Genomic DNA, 19,309 nt, shown 5'->3' with positions numbered 1-19,309 from the left:
ATTTCTGGGGCAGTTTCTCCCGGTTGTTTTGTGTCGGTGAGGCTTCAGAGCCGGCCTGTCGATTTCAGTGCCAGGTAGGTGTCCGCCAGTGCAGGTGCGAGGTCCTCGGGGGTGGCGTCGACGACCGTGACACCGCGACGCTTCAATTGATCAGCTGTACGCCGACGTTCGGCCTGGGCTTGAGCTGCTGCGGCAGCGTCGTAGACGTTTTCCGTGTCGCCGCGGGACGTGGCCATGTGCTCGATCCGACTGTCCGCGACCGAGGCCAGGACCACGGAGTGCCGTTCGGTGAGGCGGGACAGGACCGGAAGGAGCCCTTCCTCGACGGGTGCTGCGTCCAGGCTCGTGAGGAGGACTACGAGGGAGCGGCGGGGAGCTGTGTGCAAGGCAGTCGCGGTCAGGCCCCTGGAGTCGGTCTCCACGAGTTCGGGTTCGAGCGGGGCCATGGCGTTCACCAAGGCCGGCAGGAGTTCGCCGGAGGCGCGGCCCTGGACGAGTGCTCTGATCCGGCGGTCGTAGGCGAGCAGGTCCACGCGGTCGCCGGCTCGTGAGGCCAGCGCGGCCAGGAGCAGCGCGGCGTCCATGGAGGCATCGAGGCGAGGGATGTCGCCGACCCTGCCTGCGGATGTACGGCCCGTGTCGAGGACCAGGAGAATGTGGCGGTCACGTTCGGGGCGCCAGGTGCGGACGGCCACGGCGGTCCGGCGGGCAGTGGCCCGCCAGTCGATGGAGCGGGTGTCGTCGCCCGGGATGTAGTCGCGGAGGCTGTCGAACTCGGTACCTTCGCCGCGGGTCAAGACGCTTGTGCGGCCGTCCAGTTCACGCAGGCGTGCGAGGCGTGAGGGCAGATGCTTCCGGCTGTGGAACGGGGGGAGCACGCGAACGGTCCCGGGCACGCGGTGGCTGCCCTGGCGGGCCATGAGGCCGAGCGGTCCGAATGAGCGGACCGTCACACGGTCGGCGTGACGGTCACCGCGGCGGGTGGGCCGCAGGAGGGTCGTGACGCGACGGCGTTCCCCTGCCGGGACGGTGACTTGATGGTGGGCGCCGGCGGCTTCCGCCTCGGAGGTCCAGCTGCTGGGCGGCCAGGCGTCGCGAAGCTCGGCGCGGAGCCGGCGTGCCGACGGGTTGGTCACGGCGAGTTCGACCTGTGCCGCGTCACCCTGTCGAACTGACGTGTCACCGGTGCGGGTGAAACGGAGCGTTCGTACTGGCGCGGCCAGGGTGTAGTCGCACATCATTGCGAGCGACAGGGGGATATTGACGGCGAGGATGCCCGTCCAGCTGGGTGCGAGGAAGCCGACGGGCAGGGTGCCGAGGGCCGCTAGGAGGGCGGCGCGTCCTGTGAGTGCCATGGGTCCTCGGATCAGCGGGGTACGGGGACGTTCGCCAGGATCGAGTTGATGACGGAGTCGGCGGTGACTCCTTCCATCTCTGCCTCGGGGCGCAGTTGGACGCGGTGGCGGAGCGTGGGGAGCGCCAGTGCCTTCACGTCGTCGGGCGATACGTAGTCGCGGCCCGTGAGCCAGGCCCAGGCGCGTGCCGTGGAGAGCAGTGCGGTGGCGCCACGGGGAGAGACGCCGAGGGTGAGGGACGGGGAGTCGCGGGTGGCCCGGCAGACGTCGACGACGTAGCCGGTGATTTCGGGGGAGACCGATGTCTTTGCCACTGCGGTGCGGGCGGCCTCCAGGTCGGCGGGGCCGGCCACGGGGTGCAGGCCGGCGGCGGCGAGATCGCGAGGGTTGAAGCCCTCGGAGTGGCGGGTGAGGACGGCGATCTCGTCCTGGCGAGAGGGGAGGGGGACGTTGAGCTTGAGGAGGAAGCGGTCGAGCTGTGCTTCGGGGAGAGGGTAGGTGCCCTCGTACTCGACGGGGTTCTGTGTGGCGGCGACCAGGAAGGGGCCCGGCAGCGGGCGGGGGGTGCCGTCGACGGTGACCTGGCGTTCCTCCATCGCCTCGAGGAGGGAGGACTGGGTCTTGGGCGGGGTGCGGTTGATCTCGTCCGCGAGGAGGAGATTGGTGAAGACCGGGCCGGGCTGGAAGGAGAACTCCGCGGTGCGGGCGTCGTAGACGAGTGAGCCGGTGACGTCGCTGGGCATCAGGTCGGGGGTGAACTGGATGCGTTTGGTGTCGAGTTGGAGGGCAGTGGCGAAGGCGCGGACCAGGAGGGTCTTGGCGACGCCGGGCACGCCTTCCAGGAGGACGTGACCGCGGCACAGGAGTGCGACGACCAGTCCTGTCACCGCGGGATCCTGGCCGACCACGGCCTTCGCGATCTCGGCGCGAAGTGCCTCCAGGGCGGCGCGGGCTTGGTCCGCGTTCCCGGGGCTGTCGGTGATCGGGGTGCTCATGACGTGCGTACCTCTCTTTCGAGGGCGTCGAGTTGGTCGGCCAGGGCGACGAGAGCCGCATCGTTGGACGGCGGAGGTCCGAAGAGCAGGGACTGCAGATCGGTGGTGCTGTCCGGGAGTTGGGACGACAGGGCGGGGAGCAGGGCTTCGGATGCCTGCGCGCGGGACGGGGGCAGGCCGACCAGGGGTGCGAGGCGGGACCTGGTGGCGGAGCGCAGTGCGGTGGCGGCGCGTTCGCGGGCGTTGGCCTTGCGGTAGAGCCGTGCGCGGCCCTCGACGGTCTCCGAGGCGCGTACGGCGACGGGCAGGTGCTCGAGGACCAGAGGGCCGAGGCGACGGCCTTGCCAGAGGGCGGCCAGGACCGCGGCGATGGTGAGTTGCAGGGCTCCCCAGCGCCAGCCCGCGGGGACGAGGTCGACGAAGCTGCTTTCGCCGCTGTCGTCCTCGGCTGCGGCGTCGGAGAGGGAAGGCAGGTACCAGACCAGATGTGGGCGGGAGCCGAGGAGTTGGAGGGTGAGCGAGGCGTTGCCCTCGTCGTCGAGACGGTCGTTGTACAGGATGTCTGCCGCGCCGATGAGGACGGTGTCGCCCTTGCCGGTGTCGTCCGGCATGCGCAGCAGGGTCGGGAGGCCGTCGCTGACGTAGCAGGAATCGGCTTCGAGTCGTGCGGTGTCGTAGCGGGCGCCGCCGGTGTCGGCGCGGCCGGCGCGGCGTGCCTCGGGCAGCGAGCAGCCGGGTTCCAGGGTCGTCTCGATGCTGGGGGGAGCTGCTTCGACGCCTGGGGCGAGTCGTGCGACGGAGGGAGCTCCGGCGGAGAGCAGGACGGTCCGGCCACCGGCGTTCTCGGTGGCGGACCGCAGCTTCGACTGCTGGCGATGGGTGAGTGCGTCGGGGGCGGCGACCAGGACGGTGGTGTCGGGGCCGGCGGCGCGGGCGGCCTGGGCGGTGGTGGTGACGACGCGGGTGGATACGTCGCGTTCGGCGAGGAGTTCGGCGACCGCCAGGCTGCCGTTGGGGTCTGCGGAGCGCGGATCGAGACGGCCGTGCTGGCCGCCCGAGCGGACGGCGGCGATGGCGATGCCGGCGACCAGCAGAAGGGTGAGGGCGAGCAGGATTCCGCGGCCACGGGTCCACACCTGGCGAGCGGTGGGGGAGGCCGAGGTGGAGACGGGTGCGGCCCCGGTCATGCGTCCGCTCCGTGGGCCGTCTCGACGAGTTCGGGCTTCGTGCGTTCCACGTCGCCGTCCAGTTCGGTCATCCGGCGGTACGCGGTCTCGTCGGCGGTGCGTCCGCCGTACGTGATGTCGTCGAAGTCGCGGGCGGCCGCGACAAGTCGGGCAGCGTGGGCGGGGAGTGAACGGCCGGCTTCGGTGGCCGCCTCGTCGGCCGTGCGGCCGGGGCGTGGGTCCAGCAGAGCGCGTTCCTCCAGGCTCCGAACCAGGGCGCGCATCCGTTCCTGTACCGCCTGGCTCCATCGTCCGTCGGTTGCGTGGGCCTCGGCGGCCGCCCGGTGTTCGGCAGCAGTGCGAGGGCGTTCGTCGAAGAGGGCGGACGAGGGGGTGCCGGTCCGCTCGGGGCGGCCGAGCCGCCACCACAGGAGAGCCAGCAGTGCGACGGCCACGAGGAGGATCACGACAAGTCCGAGCCCTCCGCCGGGTGTTGCCCCCGAGGCGGCGTCGAAGAGATCGCCGACCCAGTCCCAGAAGCGGTTGAGAGCGCGCTGGAAGAGGCTCGGGTCGTTCTCGTGGTATCTCGGACGGGACAGTTCGCGCTCGGCGGCCTCCCGGGCAGGGGTACGCCCCACCGTGACCGGAGGTTCGTCTCCGGCCGCAGGCAGTGCACCGATCGTGCCCAGGAAGCCCCCCGCCCAGGTCACCCCGTCAACTCCCCGGCCCGGCGCCGGGTGCGTCGGCGGCCGGGCCGGAAAGGCCTGCCGCGCGGACGAGTTCGAGGTCGAGGGCCTCGCGGCGGATGCGCAGGTCGACGTAGAGCAGGACGGTGACTCCGGCCGTGATCGGGAAGGCCAGCATCGAGCCGATCACGGACCCGATGCCGCTGACGATCAGAAAGGTCCAGCCGACGTCGCCGCCGCCGGTGCCGAGGAATCCGCTCACGCCGTCGCCGCTGAGTGCGACGGCGATGAAGGTGAAGGGGATGACGATGATCGACACCATGACGTTCACCAGGATCGCCGCGAGCAGCTGGATGCCGAAGACCCGCCACCAGGAGCCCCTGACGAGCTTGGCGGAGCGTCCCAGGGACTTGCGGATGCTCTGCTTCTCCAGCATCAGGGCCGGGGACGACAGCGAGAAGCGGACCATCAGCCATACGGCCAGCACGGCGCCGGCGAGTGCGCCGAGCATGGCGAGCGCGATACCGGCGTCCGATCCGGACGTTACGGAGATCAGGATGCCCGGCACCATGCAGAGGCCCACGACCAGAGCGGCGAGCAGGGGCAGCACGAAGGTGAGGCCGAGCAGGCGGGGCAGCTGAGGCCGGGCGTCCCGCCAGGCCTCGGAGCTGGTCACGGACTTACCGAGGACGGCTCGGCTGGTGACCATGGTGAGCAGCGCGGTCACGACGAAGGTGCCGAGCAGCGAGATCAGCAGAACGACACCGGTCTCGACGAGCGAGTTGCCGAGCGCGCGGCTCAGTTCGTCGACGCTCGCGTTCGGGTCGCTGAGGGCGTCCGTACTGCCCTGGGAGTTCAGGACGAGCCCCTGGAGCAGGACGACCACGATCTCCGTGATCACGGCGACGGTGAGCGAGATGCCGAGCACGGTGCGCCAGTGCGCCCGCATCGTGGAGACCGCGCCGTCGAGGATCTCGCCGACGCCGAGCGGGCGCAGCGGGATCACGCCGGGCTTCGCGGCCTGCGGAGGGCCGCCCCAGCCTCCTCCCCAGCCGCCGCGTGGCTGCCCGGGCCCGGGGGCGCCGCCCCAGCGAGGGCCGTCGGGGCCGGGGCCCTGCGCCTGCTGCCCGCCGGGGGCTTGGGTGCCTGGTGCGGACCACTGACCCGCGGGTGGCTGGTCCTTCGACCACTTCGAGGCCGGAGCGTCGTCGGGGTCGGCAGGCCGAGAGACGCCCCGGTTGTCTCCGTCCGAGGCGGCAGATCCGGGCGAAGCCCAGCCCGGAGTGTCGTTCATCGTCGCTCCTTCACGGTGCCCGACCGCGTGTGCGGCGGTGGGTTGGCAGCCATCGTGCCATGGCGTGCTTGTTCGTGGGCCAGGCCCCGTAAGGGCTGCGTACCTTCAATTGTCCGCCGGGTTGGGGGGAGACTGGGCGGATGGCTGATCAGCGAGCACGATCCCCCGAGTGCGGCGGGGCGAAGGGGATTCCTTCGATCCGCTGGGAGGAGTCGCCGGAGGGGCCGGTCCTGGTGCTCCTCGACCAGACCCGGCTGCCCGTGGAGGAGGTCGAGCTGGTGTGCACGGATCCGCCCGCCCTCGGCGAGGCGATCAGGACGCTTGCCGTACGGGGAGCGCCCTTGCTCGGCATCGCCGGTGCGTACGGTGTCGCGCTCGCTGCGGCGCGGGGCTTCGACGTGGACGAGGCGGCGGGTGCGCTCGCCACCGCACGGCCCACGGCGGTCAACCTGGCCGGTGGTGTGCGCAGGGCGCGGACCGCGTACCGGTCGGCGTTGGGCTCCGGCGGAGACGAGGCGAGTGCTGCCGCGGCCGCGCTCGACGCGGCGAAGGCGCTGCACCGGGAGGATGCCGAGGCGAGCCGGGAGATGGCGCGGCACGGCCTCGCCCTCCTGGACGAGCTGGTCCCGGGCGGAGGTCATCGGATCCTGACGCACTGCAACACGGGTCGGCTGGTGTCCGGGGGCGAGGGAACCGCCTTCGCGGTGGCGCTCGAAGCCCATCGTGCCGGGCGGCTGAGAAGGCTGTGGGTCGACGAAACGCGGCCGTTGCTGCAAGGTGCAAGGCTTACGGCGTACGAGGCGGCGCGCTCAGGTATGGCGTACAGCCTGTTGACGGACAACGCGGCGGGGTCGCTGTTCGCGGCGGGTGAGGTGGACGCGGTGCTGATCGGGGCCGACCGCATCGCGGCCGACGGTTCTGTGGCGAACAAGGTGGGGAGCTATCCGCTCGCGGTCCTCGCCAAGTACCACCACGTGCCGTTCGTCGTGGTGGCGCCGGCGACGACGGTCGATCCGGACGCCGCGGACGGGGCGGCGATCGAGGTCGAGCAGAGGTCAGGGCATGAAGTGACGGAGTTCACGGCACCGCGGGTGCGCGTGGCGGGTGGAGAAGCGGGAGGCGGCATTCCTGTGGCGCCGTTGGGCACGCAGGCGTACAACCCGGCGTTCGATGTGACGCCACCCGAGTTGGTGACGGCGATCGTCACCGAATTCGGGGCCATTTCGCCGGTGACGGCAGGGCGGCTCGACGAGCTGTGTGCCAGGTCACGCCAGGTAACGATTAGCTAATGGGATGATGTCGTTTATGAAGGGACGAGTCCTTGTCGTCGACGACGACACCGCACTGGCCGAGATGCTCGGCATTGTGTTGCGTGGAGAAGGTTTTGAACCGTCGTTCGTAGCGGATGGCGACAAGGCGCTGGCTGCCTTCCGGGAGACCAAGCCGGATCTGGTGTTGCTCGACCTGATGCTTCCCGGCCGGGACGGCATCGAGGTGTGCCGCCTGATCAGGGCGGAGTCCGGGGTGCCGATCGTGATGCTGACGGCCAAGAGCGACACCGTGGACGTGGTGGTCGGGCTCGAGTCCGGTGCCGACGACTACATCGTCAAGCCGTTCAAGCCCAAGGAGCTTGTCGCGCGGATCCGGGCCAGGCTGCGGCGTTCCGAGGAACCCGCGCCGGAGCAGCTCGCCATAGGTGACCTGGTCATCGACGTGGCGGGGCACTCCGTCAAGCGCGACGGACAGTCGATCGCGCTGACGCCGCTCGAGTTCGACCTGCTGGTCGCGCTCGCGCGCAAGCCGTGGCAGGTGTTCACGCGCGAGGTGCTGCTCGAGCAGGTCTGGGGGTACCGGCACGCGGCGGACACCCGCCTGGTGAACGTCCACGTTCAGCGACTGCGGTCGAAGGTGGAGAAGGACCCGGAACGCCCGGAGATCGTTGTGACCGTCCGTGGTGTCGGTTACAAGGCGGGACCGAGCTGACGTGTCCCGGGAGCAAGCTGCTCCGGAGGCCGGGGAGCCGGGGTCTCGTCCGGTTCCGCCGGTGACTTCGAAGGGGCGTGCCTCCCGGCTCGGAAGGGTCGTCGACAGCGGGCTGCTGCTGCAGGGCGGGGTGCAGGGCAGCCCCGTGCTGCGGCTGTTCACCCGCTGGGTGCGGCGGCCGCTGCTGCCGGTCATGCGCCTGTGGCGGCGGAACATCCAGCTGCGGGTCGTGGCGACCACGCTGCTGATGTCGCTCGGTGTCGTACTGCTGCTCGGCTTCGTCGTGATCGGGCAGGTGCGTAATGGCCTGCTCGATGCCAAGGAGAAGGCTTCGCAGATCCAGGCCACGGGCGGGTTCAAGGCTGCCCAGGACATGGCCAACTCCGCCGGCCGGGGCGGTGGCGACAGTTCGGACGGCGGCGGAGCCCAGCAGAACGCGGCGCTGTGGCGCTCGGAGCTCGTGGTGCAGCTGTCCAGCAGTGGGCAGAGCGCCTTCCATGTGGTGGCGCTGAGCGCGGGCGAGGGCAGCGATGCGGAGAAGGGCCGCGGCCCGCGCGCCTCGGGTGGGGTCAACGCGCTGTCCAGTGTGCCGACCGAGCTGCGCAGGGAGGTCGACCGCAGCAACGGCGCTTATCAGAGCTTCGCCCGGATCGTGCATACCGACAGGACCGTGGATTCGACACCCGGCCTGGCGATCGGCAAGAGCCTGCGGGATGTGAACGGCGATTCGTACCAGCTCTACTACCTCTTCCCGCTGGCGCAGGAGGAGAAGTCGCTGAGCCTGGTGAAGGGCACGCTGGCGACGGCGGGTCTCTTCGTGGTCGTCCTGCTCGGGGCGATCGCCTGGCTGGTGGTGCGGCAGATCGTCACGCCGGTCCGGATGGCCGCGGGGATCGCGGAGCGGCTCTCGGCGGGGCGGCTGCAGGAACGGATGAAGGTCACCGGCGAGGATGACATCGCACGGCTCGGCGAGGCCTTCAACAAGATGGCGCAGAACCTTCAGCTGAAGATCCAGCAGCTGGAGGACCTTTCGCGGATGCAGCGCCGCTTCGTGTCGGACGTGTCGCACGAACTGCGGACGCCGCTCACGACGGTACGGATGGCCGCGGACGTCATTCATGAGGCGCGCGTCGACTTCGATCCGGTGACGGCGCGGTCGGCGGAGCTGCTCGCGGACCAGTTGGACCGATTCGAATCGCTGCTCGCCGATCTGCTCGAGATCAGCCGCTTCGACGCCGGGGCGGCGGCTCTGGAGTCGGAGGCCGTGGACCTTCGCGATGTGGTGCGCCGGGTGGTCGGCGGGGCGGAGCCGCTGGCCGAGCGCAAGGGCGGCCGGATACGGATCGTCGGAGACGACCGGCCGGTGGTCGCGGAGGCCGATGCCCGCAGGGTGGAGCGGGTCCTGCGCAACCTGGTGGTGAACGCCGTCGAGCACGGCGAGGGCGAGGACGTGGTGGTGAAGCTCGCATCGGCCGGTGGCGCGGTCGCCGTCGCCGTGCGCGACTACGGGGTGGGACTGAAGCCGGGCGAGGCGACACGGGTGTTCAACCGGTTCTGGCGGGCGGACCCGGCGCGTGCGCGGACGACGGGCGGTACGGGGCTGGGCCTGTCCATCGCCCTGGAGGACGCCCGGCTGCATGGCGGCTGGCTGCAGGCGTGGGGGGAGCCGGGCGGTGGTTCCCAGTTCCGGCTGACGTTGCCGGGCACGGCGGACGAGGCGCTGCGGGGCTCGCCGATACCTCTGGAGCCGGAGGATTCGCGACGTCATCGTGGGCTCGGCGACGCCGGGCTGCCGCTCGGTGGCTCCGCCAAGCAGGCCACGGTTCCGGCGCAGGCTTCGCCCGAGCGGCAGGCCGGCGTGGTTCCGGGGGGCACGGCCACCGGGCCGGTGCGTCCCGCCGTCGATCCGACGGCGCTGCCCGGCAGCGGAGCGCGCGTGATCGCCCGGCCGAAGGAGCGGGCGGAGGCCGAGCCCGACACGGCAGGACCACGGCCGGAGCCAGGCATTCCGGGCCAGGGGCATGACCGCGTGGAGGACGACGAGGGAGGGGCGACCCGTGAGGTCTGACGGCGGGCGACGGGCCGGGACGAGCGGCCGCCGCGGCCGGCGCAAGGGCGTGGCGCTCTGGGCGTGCGGCGGTGTGCTGCTGACCGGCTGCGCCTCGATGCCCGACAGCGGTGGCGCGGGGCCCGTGGACGTCCCCGCGCAGGGCGACTCCCAGGTGCGCGTCTTCGGGGTGCCGCCGCGGGACGGAGCACCGCCCGCGGAGATCGTCGAGGGTTTCCTCGAGGCCCTGACCAGCGACGAGGCGGACTATGCGATGGCCCGCAAGTACCTCACCGACGAGGCCTCCGAGGGCTGGCAGCCGGGCAGTGCCACCACGGTCCTCGCGGACGGGCCGAACCGGGACCCGGACCGGACGAGCAACGACCGGGACGGCGGTGGGTTCACCTACGGCCTGACCGGCCGCAAGATCGCCACGATCAATGCGAAGCGCGCCTACGAGTCGGACGAGGGCCCGTACGCCGAGACGCTGCATCTCACGAAGCAGAAGGGCAAGGACGGCGACGAATGGCGCATCGAGGACCTGCCCGAAGGCGTGGTGCTCGGTGAGTCGGACTTCAAGCGGATCTATCTCTCGGTCAACAAGTACTACTTCGCTTCGCGTTCGTCCTCGGACGGCGACAGTGCAGGCCAGGCCCCGCTGGTGGCGGATCCGGTCTACGTACGCAAGCGGATAGATCCGGTGACCCAGTCGGTGAAGTCCCTCCTGGAGGGGCCGACGGACTGGCTGAACCCGGTGGTCAGTTCGCGCTTCCCGACCGGCACGGCTCTGAAGAAGGGCACCAAGTCGCTCTCGCCGGACGACCAGAACCGCCTGAAGGTGCCGCTGAACCGCAAGGCGGACGGCATACGGCAGGACCGCTGCGTGAACATGGCGGCGCAGCTCTTCTTCACTCTGCAGGACCTCACCTCCACGGGTATCGAGGAGATCGAACTGCAGCGGTCCAACGGCTCGCGGCTGTGCGCTCTCGACGCGGACCAGGCGGACGGTGTGGCTCCGCATCACACGGCGGGCACGCTGGCGTACCAGTACTTCGTCGACGACAAGGGTCAGTTGGTCCGGATGCCGAAGAACGGCGATGACGTGGAGCCGGTGTCCGGGCCGTTCGGTGCGGGGGAGCAGGAGTTCCGCACGGTGGCCGTGTCGCGGGCCGAGGACCGGGCGGCAGGGGTGTCGAACGACGGCAATTCGCTGTTCGTCGGCTCGCTGCTTGCCGGTGGCTCGCTGGAGCGTACGAAGGTGCGCAGCAAGGCCAAGAAGGAGGAGGACCGGCTGACGGCGCCCAGTTGGGACGGCAGGGGCGATCTGTGGGTGGCCGATCAGGATCCTGAGAACCCGCGTCTTCTGTGGCTTCCCGAGGGCGAGGGCGCCCCGACCGAGGTGAGGGTCGCCGGGCTGGGCGACGGGCGGATCAAGTCCGTCCGGGTCTCGGCGGACGGTGCGCGGGTCGCGCTGCTCGTCGAGGACGAAGGGACCGTGTCGCTCAAGGTGGGGCGCGTCGAGCGTGAGGGTACGCCCGACGAGCCGGTGGTGGATGTCAGGGAACTGCGCCTGGCCGCACCGCAGATGGAGGAGGTCACCGCGATGTCCTGGGCCGGGGGGAGCCGGCTCGTCGTGGTGGGCAAGGAGGCCGGCGGGGTGCAGCAGTTGCGCTATGTGCAGAGCGACGGCTCCGTGTCGTTGGGCCCCACGTTGCCGGGGCTGACCGGGGCCACGGAGATCGCGGCTTCGGAGGACGACCGGCTGCCGCTGGTGGCCCATTCCGAGGACGGGATCGTGCGGCTGGCGCAGGGGGCGAACTGGCGGACCGTACTCAAGGAAGGTTCGGCTCCGGTCTACCCGGGGTGAGTGCAGGCGGCTGATGGTGCGGTGTGGGGCTTGTACCGCTGAACCTGGGGGCTTGTACCACTGAATCCTGCCTGGTGAGAGGCGAATTGGCGGTCTCGGCCGGAGTTTTCCACAGGGGTGGCGGGATGCCCGTTTCGTGGGCAGAGTGGATGCATGCGGACGATCTGGAGAGACGTCGCCGACTTGGTGTTGCCGGTCGATTGCGCGGGGTGCGGGCGCGGGCGCGCGGTGTTGTGCGAGGCCTGTGGTGAGGAGTTGTGGGGGCGGGTGCCGGGCCGGGTGAGGCCCTCGCCGGAGCCGGCCGGGTTGCCGGTGGTGCACGCGGCGGCGCCGTACGCGGATGCGGTGCGCTCGGTATTGCTGGCGCACAAGGAGCGAGGTGCGATGGTGCTGGCGGACGCCTTGGGGCGGGCGCTCGCGGGTGTGGTGGGCGAGGGCGAGATGGAGGTGCGTAACGCGGGGGAAGTGGGTACCCGCACCGGTACGACGGTGGATGCGGGGCCGTGGCCCCGCCCTCACCGAGGGCGTGCCTTGCGGGTGTGCTCGGAGCGGCCTGTGCTGCTGGTGCCCATGCCGTCCGCCCGACGGATCGTGGGCAGACGTGGGCACGACCCGACGCGGCGCATGGCGCTGGCCGCTGCGCGGAGATTGCGCAGAGCGGGTGCGCCGGCGGAAGTCGTGCCTGCGCTGCGCCACGGCCGGGTGGTCGCGGACCAGTCGGGGCTCAACTCCCGCGAGCGGCAGGCGAATCTGCGGGGCGCGCTCGAACTGGCGCCGGGCGTGGGCAGGCTGCTTGCGGGGCGGCGGGTCGTGGTTGTCGACGATCTGATGACGACCGGGGCCTCACTCGCCGAAGCCGCCCGCGTCGTACGCCTCGCACAGAGAGGGGAATCGACGGTGAAGAGTCGAACGAGGGCGGCGGTGATCGCGGCCTCGCCGGATTCTTTCGAAATAAACCGGAACTGATGGGGAACTTGCATCGTTGCAGGTAGAGAGAGTTCAAATTCGCCTGAACGGAGGTACGTCAGGTCAGAGGGTGACGGTATCCGTCCGGCCGGGATATGTTCGGTTGTGAGGAATGGTGGACGCTGTCCCTCGCCTCCCGAAATGCCGGCGCGGGTTTCTGTAACCACTCGTTCTTGCGGGGGTGTGGATCTTGTCCCCGGGGGAGGAGGAGGTGGAAGTCACCGAGTCCGAGGCTCCGGCGCATACCGGAGCCTGGTGCAAAAGGGAGATGCTCCGCCGCACGGAGCGGAGCGATCCGGGAACGGAGTTCTGCGTGGACATCGTCGTCAAGGGCCGCAAGACCGAGGTGCCCGAGCGGTTCCGCAAGCACGTGGCCGAGAAGCTGAAGCTGGACAAGATCCAGAAGCTCGACGGCAAGGTGATCAGCCTCGACGTCGAGGTGTCCAAGGAGCCCAACCCGCGACAGGCTGACCGTTCCGACCGGGTGGAGATCACACTCCGTACCCGGGGGCCGGTGATCCGCGCGGAGGCGGCGGCGAGCGACGCGTACGCGGCGCTCGATCTGGCGCAGGAGAAGCTGGAGGCGCGGCTGCGCAAGCAGCACAGCAAGCGCTCCACCCGCCGGGGCAACGGCCGTATCTCGGCCGCCGAGGTCGCCGAGGTGGTCCCCGGCACGGCGGTCCTGAACGGAGAGGGCGACCTCGCCGCGGACGAGACCGGGGAGGACGTGCCGACCAGGCGCGTGGGTTCCCTCGAGGTGCAGGGCGAAGGCCCTCTGGTGGTCCGCGAGAAGAGCCACGTCGCCGCACCCATGACGCTCGACCAGGCGCTCTACGAGATGGAGTTGGTCGGGCACGACTTCTATCTGTTCGTCGACTCCGAGACCAAGGAGCCCAGCGTCGTCTACCGCCGTCACGCCTACGACTACGGCGTCATCCACCTGAACACCGACCCGATGGTGACGAAGCCGCAGTCCGCGGACGCGGGCGGCGCACTCGGCGGATGACGCATCGGTGACCGTTTCCGTGGTGCCCCTGGAGCGCGTTGCGCGCCGCCAGGGGCACCCTGATGCGCCCCCTACGGGCACCGGGTCGCCGTCCAGTCATGAAAGCATGGGTGTGCAGGCCAACCCATGTGCTGTCGGCGCGGGTTGGAGTGCCACTTGTAATCAGGCCACGGCCTTCAGGGGGAGGAACGATGGCGGACAGTTTCGGACCGATGCGTAACGAGGCCGACGACGGCGTCCATGGCATCGGCGCGGACATGGGCGCGACCGCCAAGGAACCCATCCGGGTCCTTGTGGTGGACGATCACGCGCTCTTCCGCCGCGGCCTCGAGATTGTCCTGGCCCACGAGGAGGGCATCGAGGTCATCGGCGAGGCCGCGGACGGGGCCGAGGCCGTCGACAAGGCCGCCGACCTGCTGCCCGACATCGTGCTGATGGACGTACGGATGCCGAAGCGGGGCGGGATCGAGGCGTGCACCTCGATCAAGGAGGTGGCCCCCAGCGCCAAGATCATCATGCTGACGATCAGCGACGAGGAAGCCGACCTCTACGACGCGATCAAGGCGGGCGCCACCGGCTATCTGCTCAAGGAGATCTCCACGGACGAGGTCGCCACCGCCATCCGCGCCGTTGCCGACGGGCAGTCGCAGATCAGCCCGTCCATGGCGTCGAAGCTGCTGACCGAGTTCAAGTCGATGATCCAGCGGACCGATGAGCGACGCCTCGTGCCGGCGCCGCGGCTCACCGAGCGTGAACTGGAAGTGCTGAAACTCGTCGCCACCGGAATGAACAACCGTGATATCGCCAAGGAGTTGTTCATCTCCGAGAACACGGTCAAGAATCACGTGCGCAATATCCTGGAGAAACTGCAGTTGCACTCCCGGATGGAAGCAGTGGTCTATGCCATGCGCGAAAAGATTCTCGAGATCCGCTGAATAACGGCGGCCCTGCAGCGGCCGCCGAACCGCCCTCGGCTCACACGGACGCGAGAGCTGAGACCAGCGGCGCGTGCAGTTCCGCCGGACTGACCCGCTCCACCCGTACGTCCGAGCAGTCGACCCAGGAGGCCGCTTCCCTGAGCGCCCTGGCCATCGGCTCGACCGCCTTCGGGCTGTCCAGGGACGCGTGGCGGGCCACCAGGGTGCTGCCCTCGCGGGCCGGGTCGACTCGGCCGTGCAGACGCCCGCCGGCGAGCAGCGGCATCGCGAAGTACCCGTAGATCCGCTTCGGCCTGGGGACGTAGGCCTCCAGGCGATGGGTGAAGCCGAAGATCCGCTCGGTGCGGGCCCGCTCCCAGATCAGCGAGTCGAAGGGCGACAGCAGCGTGGTGCGGTGCCGGCCGCGCGGTGCGCTCGCCAGGGCGGCCGGATCGGCCCAGGCCTGCTTCGGCCAGCCCGCCACCGACACCGGCACCAGACCGGAGTCCGCGACCACCGAGTCGAACTGCTCCGACTTGATCCGGTGGTAGTCGGCGATGTCCGCCCTGGTGCCCACGCCCAGGGCCTCGCCCGCCTGACGGACCAGGCGGCGCAGGCACTCGGCGTCGGCCAGGTCGTCGTGCAGCACGGCGTCCGGAATGGCGCGCTCGGCGAGGTCGTACACCCGCTTCCAGCCGCGGCGCTCCGTGCAGACCACCTCGCCGTACATCAGTGCGCGCTCGACGGCGACCTTGGACTCGGACCAGTCCCACCACTCGCCCTTGTTCTTCGCGCCGCCCAGTTCCGTGGCGGTGAGTGGGCCCTCGGCCTCCAGCTGCTTGATGACCTGGTCGTACGCGGAGGCCTTCAGCTCGTGGTGCCAGTGCGGCCTCGTACGGTAGGCACGCCTGCGGAAGGCGAAGTGCGGCCACTCCTCGATGGGCAGGATGCACGCGGCGTGCGACCAGTACTCGAACGTGTGGGGCGCGCCCGTGCCGTACGGCGTCCAGTAGGCCGATTCCACCGCCGGGCGGCCCACGGACCCCAGGCGTGCGTACGGGATGAGCTCGTGGGAGCGGGCGAGGACGGAGATCGTGTCGAGCTGGACTGCCCCGAGGCGGCGCAGCACGCCCTGCACCGCGCCGCGCCTGTCCGGGGCGCCCAGGAAGCCCTGGGCGCGCAGGGCGATGCGGCGGGCCTCGTCGGCGGAGAGGGAGACTTCGGGGGCGGGTGCGGCGGACGTCATGTTCGTACCGTAGAGCCCGGCACTGACAGCCGGGGATGGCCTGCGGAAAGTCGTTCGCGAGACGGTCTGGGTGCGCCGGCGGGGCGGGCCGGCTTCAGGAGGGGGCCGGCAAGTACGGGGCGTGGGAGGGGAGTCCGAGGTCGGCGGGGAGCAGGGATCCGATCCAGCAGTCCCGCCAGGTGCCGTGGTTCAGGATCGCGGAGCGCAGGGTGCCCTCGAAGCTGAAACCGGACTTCTCGGCCACGGCCCGCGAGGCGTGGTTGCCGACCTCGGCACGCCACTCGATCCGGTCCATGCCGTGGTGCTGCATCCCCCAGCGGCAGAAGGCGTCGGACGCCTCGACCGTGTAGCCGTTGCCCCGGTGGCGCGGATGGGCCCAGAAGCCGAGCTCGAAAACACCCGTCCCGCGGGCGCTGAGCCCCAGCATGGCGACGATGTCCCCGGAGGCCGGGGCGTCGTGCCGGAACGCCGCCAGGGTGTACATCGTCGAGTCCCGCCAGCCGTCCGGGACCAGGCGCTCGGTGAAGATTTCCGCGTCCACGCGTGCGTAGGGCGACGGCACGGTCGTCCAGCGCTGGATCATGGGATCCTGGCACGCCTCGAACACTGCGGGGGTGTCCGCCGCGACGGGCGTGCGCAGCAACAGGCGCTCGGTGCTCAGCGTGATCGGCTCCATGCACGGATTGTGGTCGACGCGGCGGCGGACAGCGAGCAATTTGCCGTGGACCGGCACCTTCTCGGGCTGCCGGACGTTGTGCTGAAGGGTTCACGAAGGTCGTGGTGGCCGCCTTGTGGGCCGGACCTCCCGGGGCGGTGGGGTCCTCGCTTACGATGGCCGTTGCGGTGGGTGCCATCTGCCGTGCCCGCACCGTTCAGAACCCGACCGCGCCAGGCCCGACCGGCAAGGAGACCAACCCTCGTGTCCGTCTTCAACAAGATCATGCGTGCAGGCGAAGGAAAGATCCTGCGCAAACTGCACCGCATCGCGGACCAGGTCAACTCCATCGAAGAGGACTTCGTCAGCCTCTCCGACGCCGAGCTGCGCGCCCTGACCGATGAGTACAAGGAACGCTTCGCCGACGGCGAGAGCCTGGACGATCTGCTCCCCGAGGCGTTCGCGACCGTCCGCGAGGCCGCCAAGCGCGTGCTCGGCCAGCGGCACTACGACGTCCAGGTCATGGGCGGTGCCGCCCTGCACCTCGGCTACGTGGCCGAGATGAAGACGGGCGAGGGCAAGACCCTGGTCGGCACGCTGCCCATGTACCTCAATGCCCTGTCGGGCAAGGGCGTTCACCTCATCACGGTCAACGACTACCTGGCCGAGCGCGACTCCGAGATGATGGGCCGGGTCCACAGGTTCCTTGGCCTGACCGTCGGTTGCATCGTCGCCAACATGACGCCCGCGCAGCGCCGCGAGCAGTACAACTGCGACATCACCTACGGCACGAACAACGAGTTCGGCTTCGACTACCTCCGCGACAACATGGCCTGGTCGAAGGACGAGCTCGTCCAGCGCGGCCACAACTTCGCGGTGGTCGACGAGGTCGACTCGATCCTCGTCGACGAGGCGCGTACGCCGCTGATCATCTCCGGCCCCGCCGACCAGGCCACGAAGTGGTACGGCGACTTCGCCAAGCTCGTCACCCGCCTCACCAAGGGCGAGGCGGGCAACCAGCTGAAGGGCATCGAGGAGACCGGCGACTACGAGGTCGACGAGAAGAAGCGCACGGTCGCCATCCACGAGTCCGGCGTCGCCAAGGTCGAGGACTGGCTGGGCATCGACAACCTCTACGAGTCGGTGAACACCCCGCTGGTCGGCTACTTGAACAACGCCATCAAGGCCAAGGAACTGTTCAAGAACGACAAGGACTACGTCGTCATCGACGGCGAGGTCATGATCGTCGACGAGCACACCGGCCGTATCCTCGCCGGCCGCCGGTACAACGAGGGCATGCACCAGGCGATCGAGGCGAAGGAAGGGGTGGACATCAAGGACGAGAACCAGACGCTCGCCACGATCACCCTGCAGAACTTCTTCCGCCTCTACAAGCGCGAGGGCTACAAGAGCGGCCTGTCCGGCATGACCGGTACGGCGATGACCGAGGCCGCCGAGTTCCAGCAGATCTACAAGCTCGGTGTGGTGCCGATCCCGACCAACCGGCCGATGGTCCGCATCGACCAGTCGGACCTGATCTACCGCACGGAGAAGGCGAAGTTCGACGCGGTCGTGGACGACATCGTCGAGAAGCACGGCGAGGGCCAGCCGATCCTGGTCGGTACGACCTCGGTCGAGAAGTCCGAGTACCTCTCGCAGCAGCTGTCCAAGCGCGGCGTCCCGCACGAGGTGCTCAACGCCAAGCAGCACGACCGGGAGGCGCCGATCGTCGCCCAGGCGGGCCGCAAGGGCTCGGTCACGGTCGCGACGAACATGGCCGGCCGAGGCACCGACATCAAGCTCGGCGGCAACCCGGAGGACCTCGCGGAGGCCGCGCTCAGGCAGCAGGGTCTCGACCCGGAGGAGCACATCGAGGAGTGGGCGGCCGCGCTGCCTGCCGCTCTGGAGCAGGCCGAGCAAGCCGTCCAGGACGAGCACGACGAGGTCACCGAACTCGGCGGTCTGTACGTGCTCGGCACCGAGCGCCACGAGTCGCGCCGTATCGACAACCAGCTGCGCGGTCGTTCCGGACGACAGGGTGACCCGGGCGAGTCCCGCTTCTACCTCTCCCTCGGTGACGACCTGATGCGGCTGTTCAAGGCGCAGATGGTCGAGCGCGTGATGGCCATGGCCAACGTCCCGGACGACGTCCCCATCGAGAACAAGATGGTCACCCGCGCCATCGCCTCCGCCCAGTCGCAGGTCGAGCAGCAGAACTTCGAGACGCGTAAGAACGTCCTGAAGTACGACGAGGTGCTCAACCGCCAGCGCGAGGTCATCTACGGCGAGCGCCGCCGCGTCCTCGAGGGCGAGGACCTGCACGAGCAGATCCAGCACTTCATGAACGACACCATCGACGCGTACATCCAGGCCGAGACCGCCGAGGGCTTCGCCGAGGAGTGGGACCTGGACAGGCTGTGGGGCGCGTTCAAGCAGCTCTACCCGGTCAAGGTCACGGTGGAGGACCTCGAGGACGCCGCGGGCGACCGGGCGGGGCTCACCGCCGAGTTCATCGGTGAGTCGATCAAGGACGACATCAACGAGCAGTACGAGGCCCGCGAGGAGCAGCTCGGCTCGGAGATCATGCGTGAGCTCGAGCGCCGCGTGGTCCTTTCGGTCCTGGACCGCAAGTGGCGTGAGCACCTCTACGAGATGGACTACCTGCAGGAGGGCATCGGCCTGCGGGCGATGGCCCAGAAGGACCCGCTGGTCGAGTACCAGCGGGAGGGCTTCGACATGTTCACCGCCATGATGGAGGGCATCAAGGAGGAGTCCGTCGGCTACCTGTTCAACCTGGAGGTCCAGGTCGAGCAGCAGGTCGAGGAGGTCCCGGTGGACGCCGCCGAGCAGACCTCGCTCAGCAAGCAGGACAAGCAGGACGCCGTGCCCGCGGGCGCCCGGCCGGAGATCCGCGCCAAGGGCCTCGACGCACCGCAGCGTCCGGACCGGCTGCACTTCTCGGCCCCCACGGTGGACGGCGAAGGCGGCGTCGTGGAGGGCGACTTCACCACCGAGGACGAGGACGGCACCGCGGTGCGCTCGTCCGCGGACGGCATGACGCGTGCGGAGCGCCGCAAGGCGCAGAAGGGCCGTCGCCGCAAGAAGTGACCGATGTCCGGCAGGGGC

General features: G+C 69.9%; 15 protein-coding genes. 8 read left to right on the top strand and 7 right to left on the bottom strand.

The annotated features are described in order from the left end of the window. Positions 1–44: 44 nt before the first annotated feature. The 5 genes from DSC45_RS07775 to DSC45_RS07755 are packed head-to-tail and all read right to left on the bottom strand — an operon-like array spanning position 45 to position 5,496. A complete protein-coding gene (locus tag DSC45_RS07775; RefSeq protein ID WP_119288373.1) occupies positions 45–1,355 on the bottom strand; it encodes a DUF58 domain-containing protein in 1,311 nt (436 codons plus the stop codon). Between the two features lie 11 nt (positions 1,356–1,366). Next, positions 1,367–2,350, bottom strand: coding sequence for an AAA family ATPase (locus tag DSC45_RS07770; protein WP_119288371.1), 984 nt, complete (start codon positions 2,348–2,350; stop codon positions 1,367–1,369). Next, a complete protein-coding gene (locus tag DSC45_RS07765; RefSeq protein ID WP_119288370.1) occupies positions 2,347–3,537 on the bottom strand; it encodes a DUF4350 domain-containing protein in 1,191 nt (396 codons plus the stop codon). The genes DSC45_RS07770 and DSC45_RS07765 overlap by 4 nt, the downstream gene beginning before the upstream one ends. Beyond that, a complete protein-coding gene (locus DSC45_RS07760; protein ID WP_119288368.1) occupies positions 3,534–4,226 on the bottom strand; it encodes a DUF4129 domain-containing protein in 693 nt (230 codons plus the stop codon). Before DSC45_RS07760 ends, DSC45_RS07765 begins: the two co-directional genes overlap by 4 nt. 4 nt (positions 4,227–4,230) lie before the next feature. Continuing rightward, on the bottom strand, positions 4,231–5,496 hold the full coding sequence (locus tag DSC45_RS07755; RefSeq protein ID WP_119288366.1) for a DUF7544 domain-containing protein: 1,266 nt from the start codon (positions 5,494–5,496) through the stop codon (positions 4,231–4,233). Between the two features lie 140 nt (positions 5,497–5,636). Between DSC45_RS07755 and mtnA the strand changes: the two genes are divergently transcribed. The 7 genes from mtnA (at position 5,637) to DSC45_RS07720 (ending at position 14,300) form a co-directional block, all read left to right on the top strand. Next, positions 5,637–6,785, top strand: a complete 1,149-nt coding sequence (mtnA, locus tag DSC45_RS07750; RefSeq protein WP_119288364.1) for an S-methyl-5-thioribose-1-phosphate isomerase — start codon at positions 5,637–5,639, stop codon at positions 6,783–6,785. Positions 6,786–6,789: 4 nt separating this feature from the next. Continuing rightward, positions 6,790–7,479: a two-component system response regulator MtrA gene (mtrA, locus tag DSC45_RS07745; protein WP_015659998.1), complete on the top strand. Its 690-nt coding sequence runs from the start codon at positions 6,790–6,792 to the stop codon at positions 7,477–7,479. A 61-nt stretch (positions 7,480–7,540) separates the two neighbouring features. Further along, positions 7,541–9,547 carry an MtrAB system histidine kinase MtrB gene (gene mtrB / locus DSC45_RS07740; protein WP_240434515.1) on the top strand — a complete coding sequence of 669 codons (2,007 nt, stop codon included), beginning with the start codon at positions 7,541–7,543 and terminating at the stop codon, positions 9,545–9,547. A gap of 97 nt (positions 9,548–9,644) precedes the next feature. After that, the gene (locus DSC45_RS07735) at positions 9,645–11,393 is read left to right on the top strand and encodes an LpqB family beta-propeller domain-containing protein (RefSeq protein ID WP_240434531.1); all 1,749 of its coding nucleotides are present in this window, start codon (positions 9,645–9,647) and stop codon (positions 11,391–11,393) included. A gap of 153 nt (positions 11,394–11,546) precedes the next feature. After that, positions 11,547–12,359 (top strand): ComF family protein, encoded by an 813-nt coding sequence (locus tag DSC45_RS07730; protein WP_119288358.1) that lies wholly within the window; start codon positions 11,547–11,549, stop codon positions 12,357–12,359. A gap of 268 nt (positions 12,360–12,627) precedes the next feature. Continuing rightward, the gene (gene raiA, locus DSC45_RS07725; RefSeq protein ID WP_119288356.1) at positions 12,628–13,365 is read left to right on the top strand and encodes a ribosome hibernation-promoting factor, HPF/YfiA family; all 738 of its coding nucleotides are present in this window, start codon (positions 12,628–12,630) and stop codon (positions 13,363–13,365) included. Between the two features lie 191 nt (positions 13,366–13,556). Beyond that, complete coding sequence (locus tag DSC45_RS07720) at positions 13,557–14,300, top strand: response regulator (protein ID WP_119288354.1); 744 nt, start codon at positions 13,557–13,559, stop codon at positions 14,298–14,300. A gap of 40 nt (positions 14,301–14,340) precedes the next feature. On the opposite strand, the gene DSC45_RS07715 is transcribed toward DSC45_RS07720, so the two are convergent. After that, positions 14,341–15,528, bottom strand: a complete 1,188-nt coding sequence (locus DSC45_RS07715) for a winged helix-turn-helix domain-containing protein (protein ID WP_119288353.1) — start codon at positions 15,526–15,528, stop codon at positions 14,341–14,343. 94 nt (positions 15,529–15,622) lie between these two features. Beyond that, positions 15,623–16,204 (bottom strand): GNAT family N-acetyltransferase, encoded by a 582-nt coding sequence (locus tag DSC45_RS07710; protein ID WP_119288484.1) that lies wholly within the window; start codon positions 16,202–16,204, stop codon positions 15,623–15,625. Between the two features lie 243 nt (positions 16,205–16,447). Between DSC45_RS07710 and secA the strand changes: the two genes are divergently transcribed. Then, positions 16,448–19,291 carry a preprotein translocase subunit SecA gene (secA, locus tag DSC45_RS07705; RefSeq protein ID WP_119288351.1) on the top strand — a complete coding sequence of 948 codons (2,844 nt, stop codon included), beginning with the start codon at positions 16,448–16,450 and terminating at the stop codon, positions 19,289–19,291. The last annotated feature ends 18 nt before the right edge of the window (positions 19,292–19,309 follow it).

The sequence above is a fragment of the Streptomyces sp. YIM 130001 genome (assembly GCF_003574445.1).
Classification (GTDB): domain Bacteria; phylum Actinomycetota; class Actinomycetes; order Streptomycetales; family Streptomycetaceae; genus Streptomyces.
This window is presented reverse-complemented; position numbering and strand designations above follow the sequence as displayed.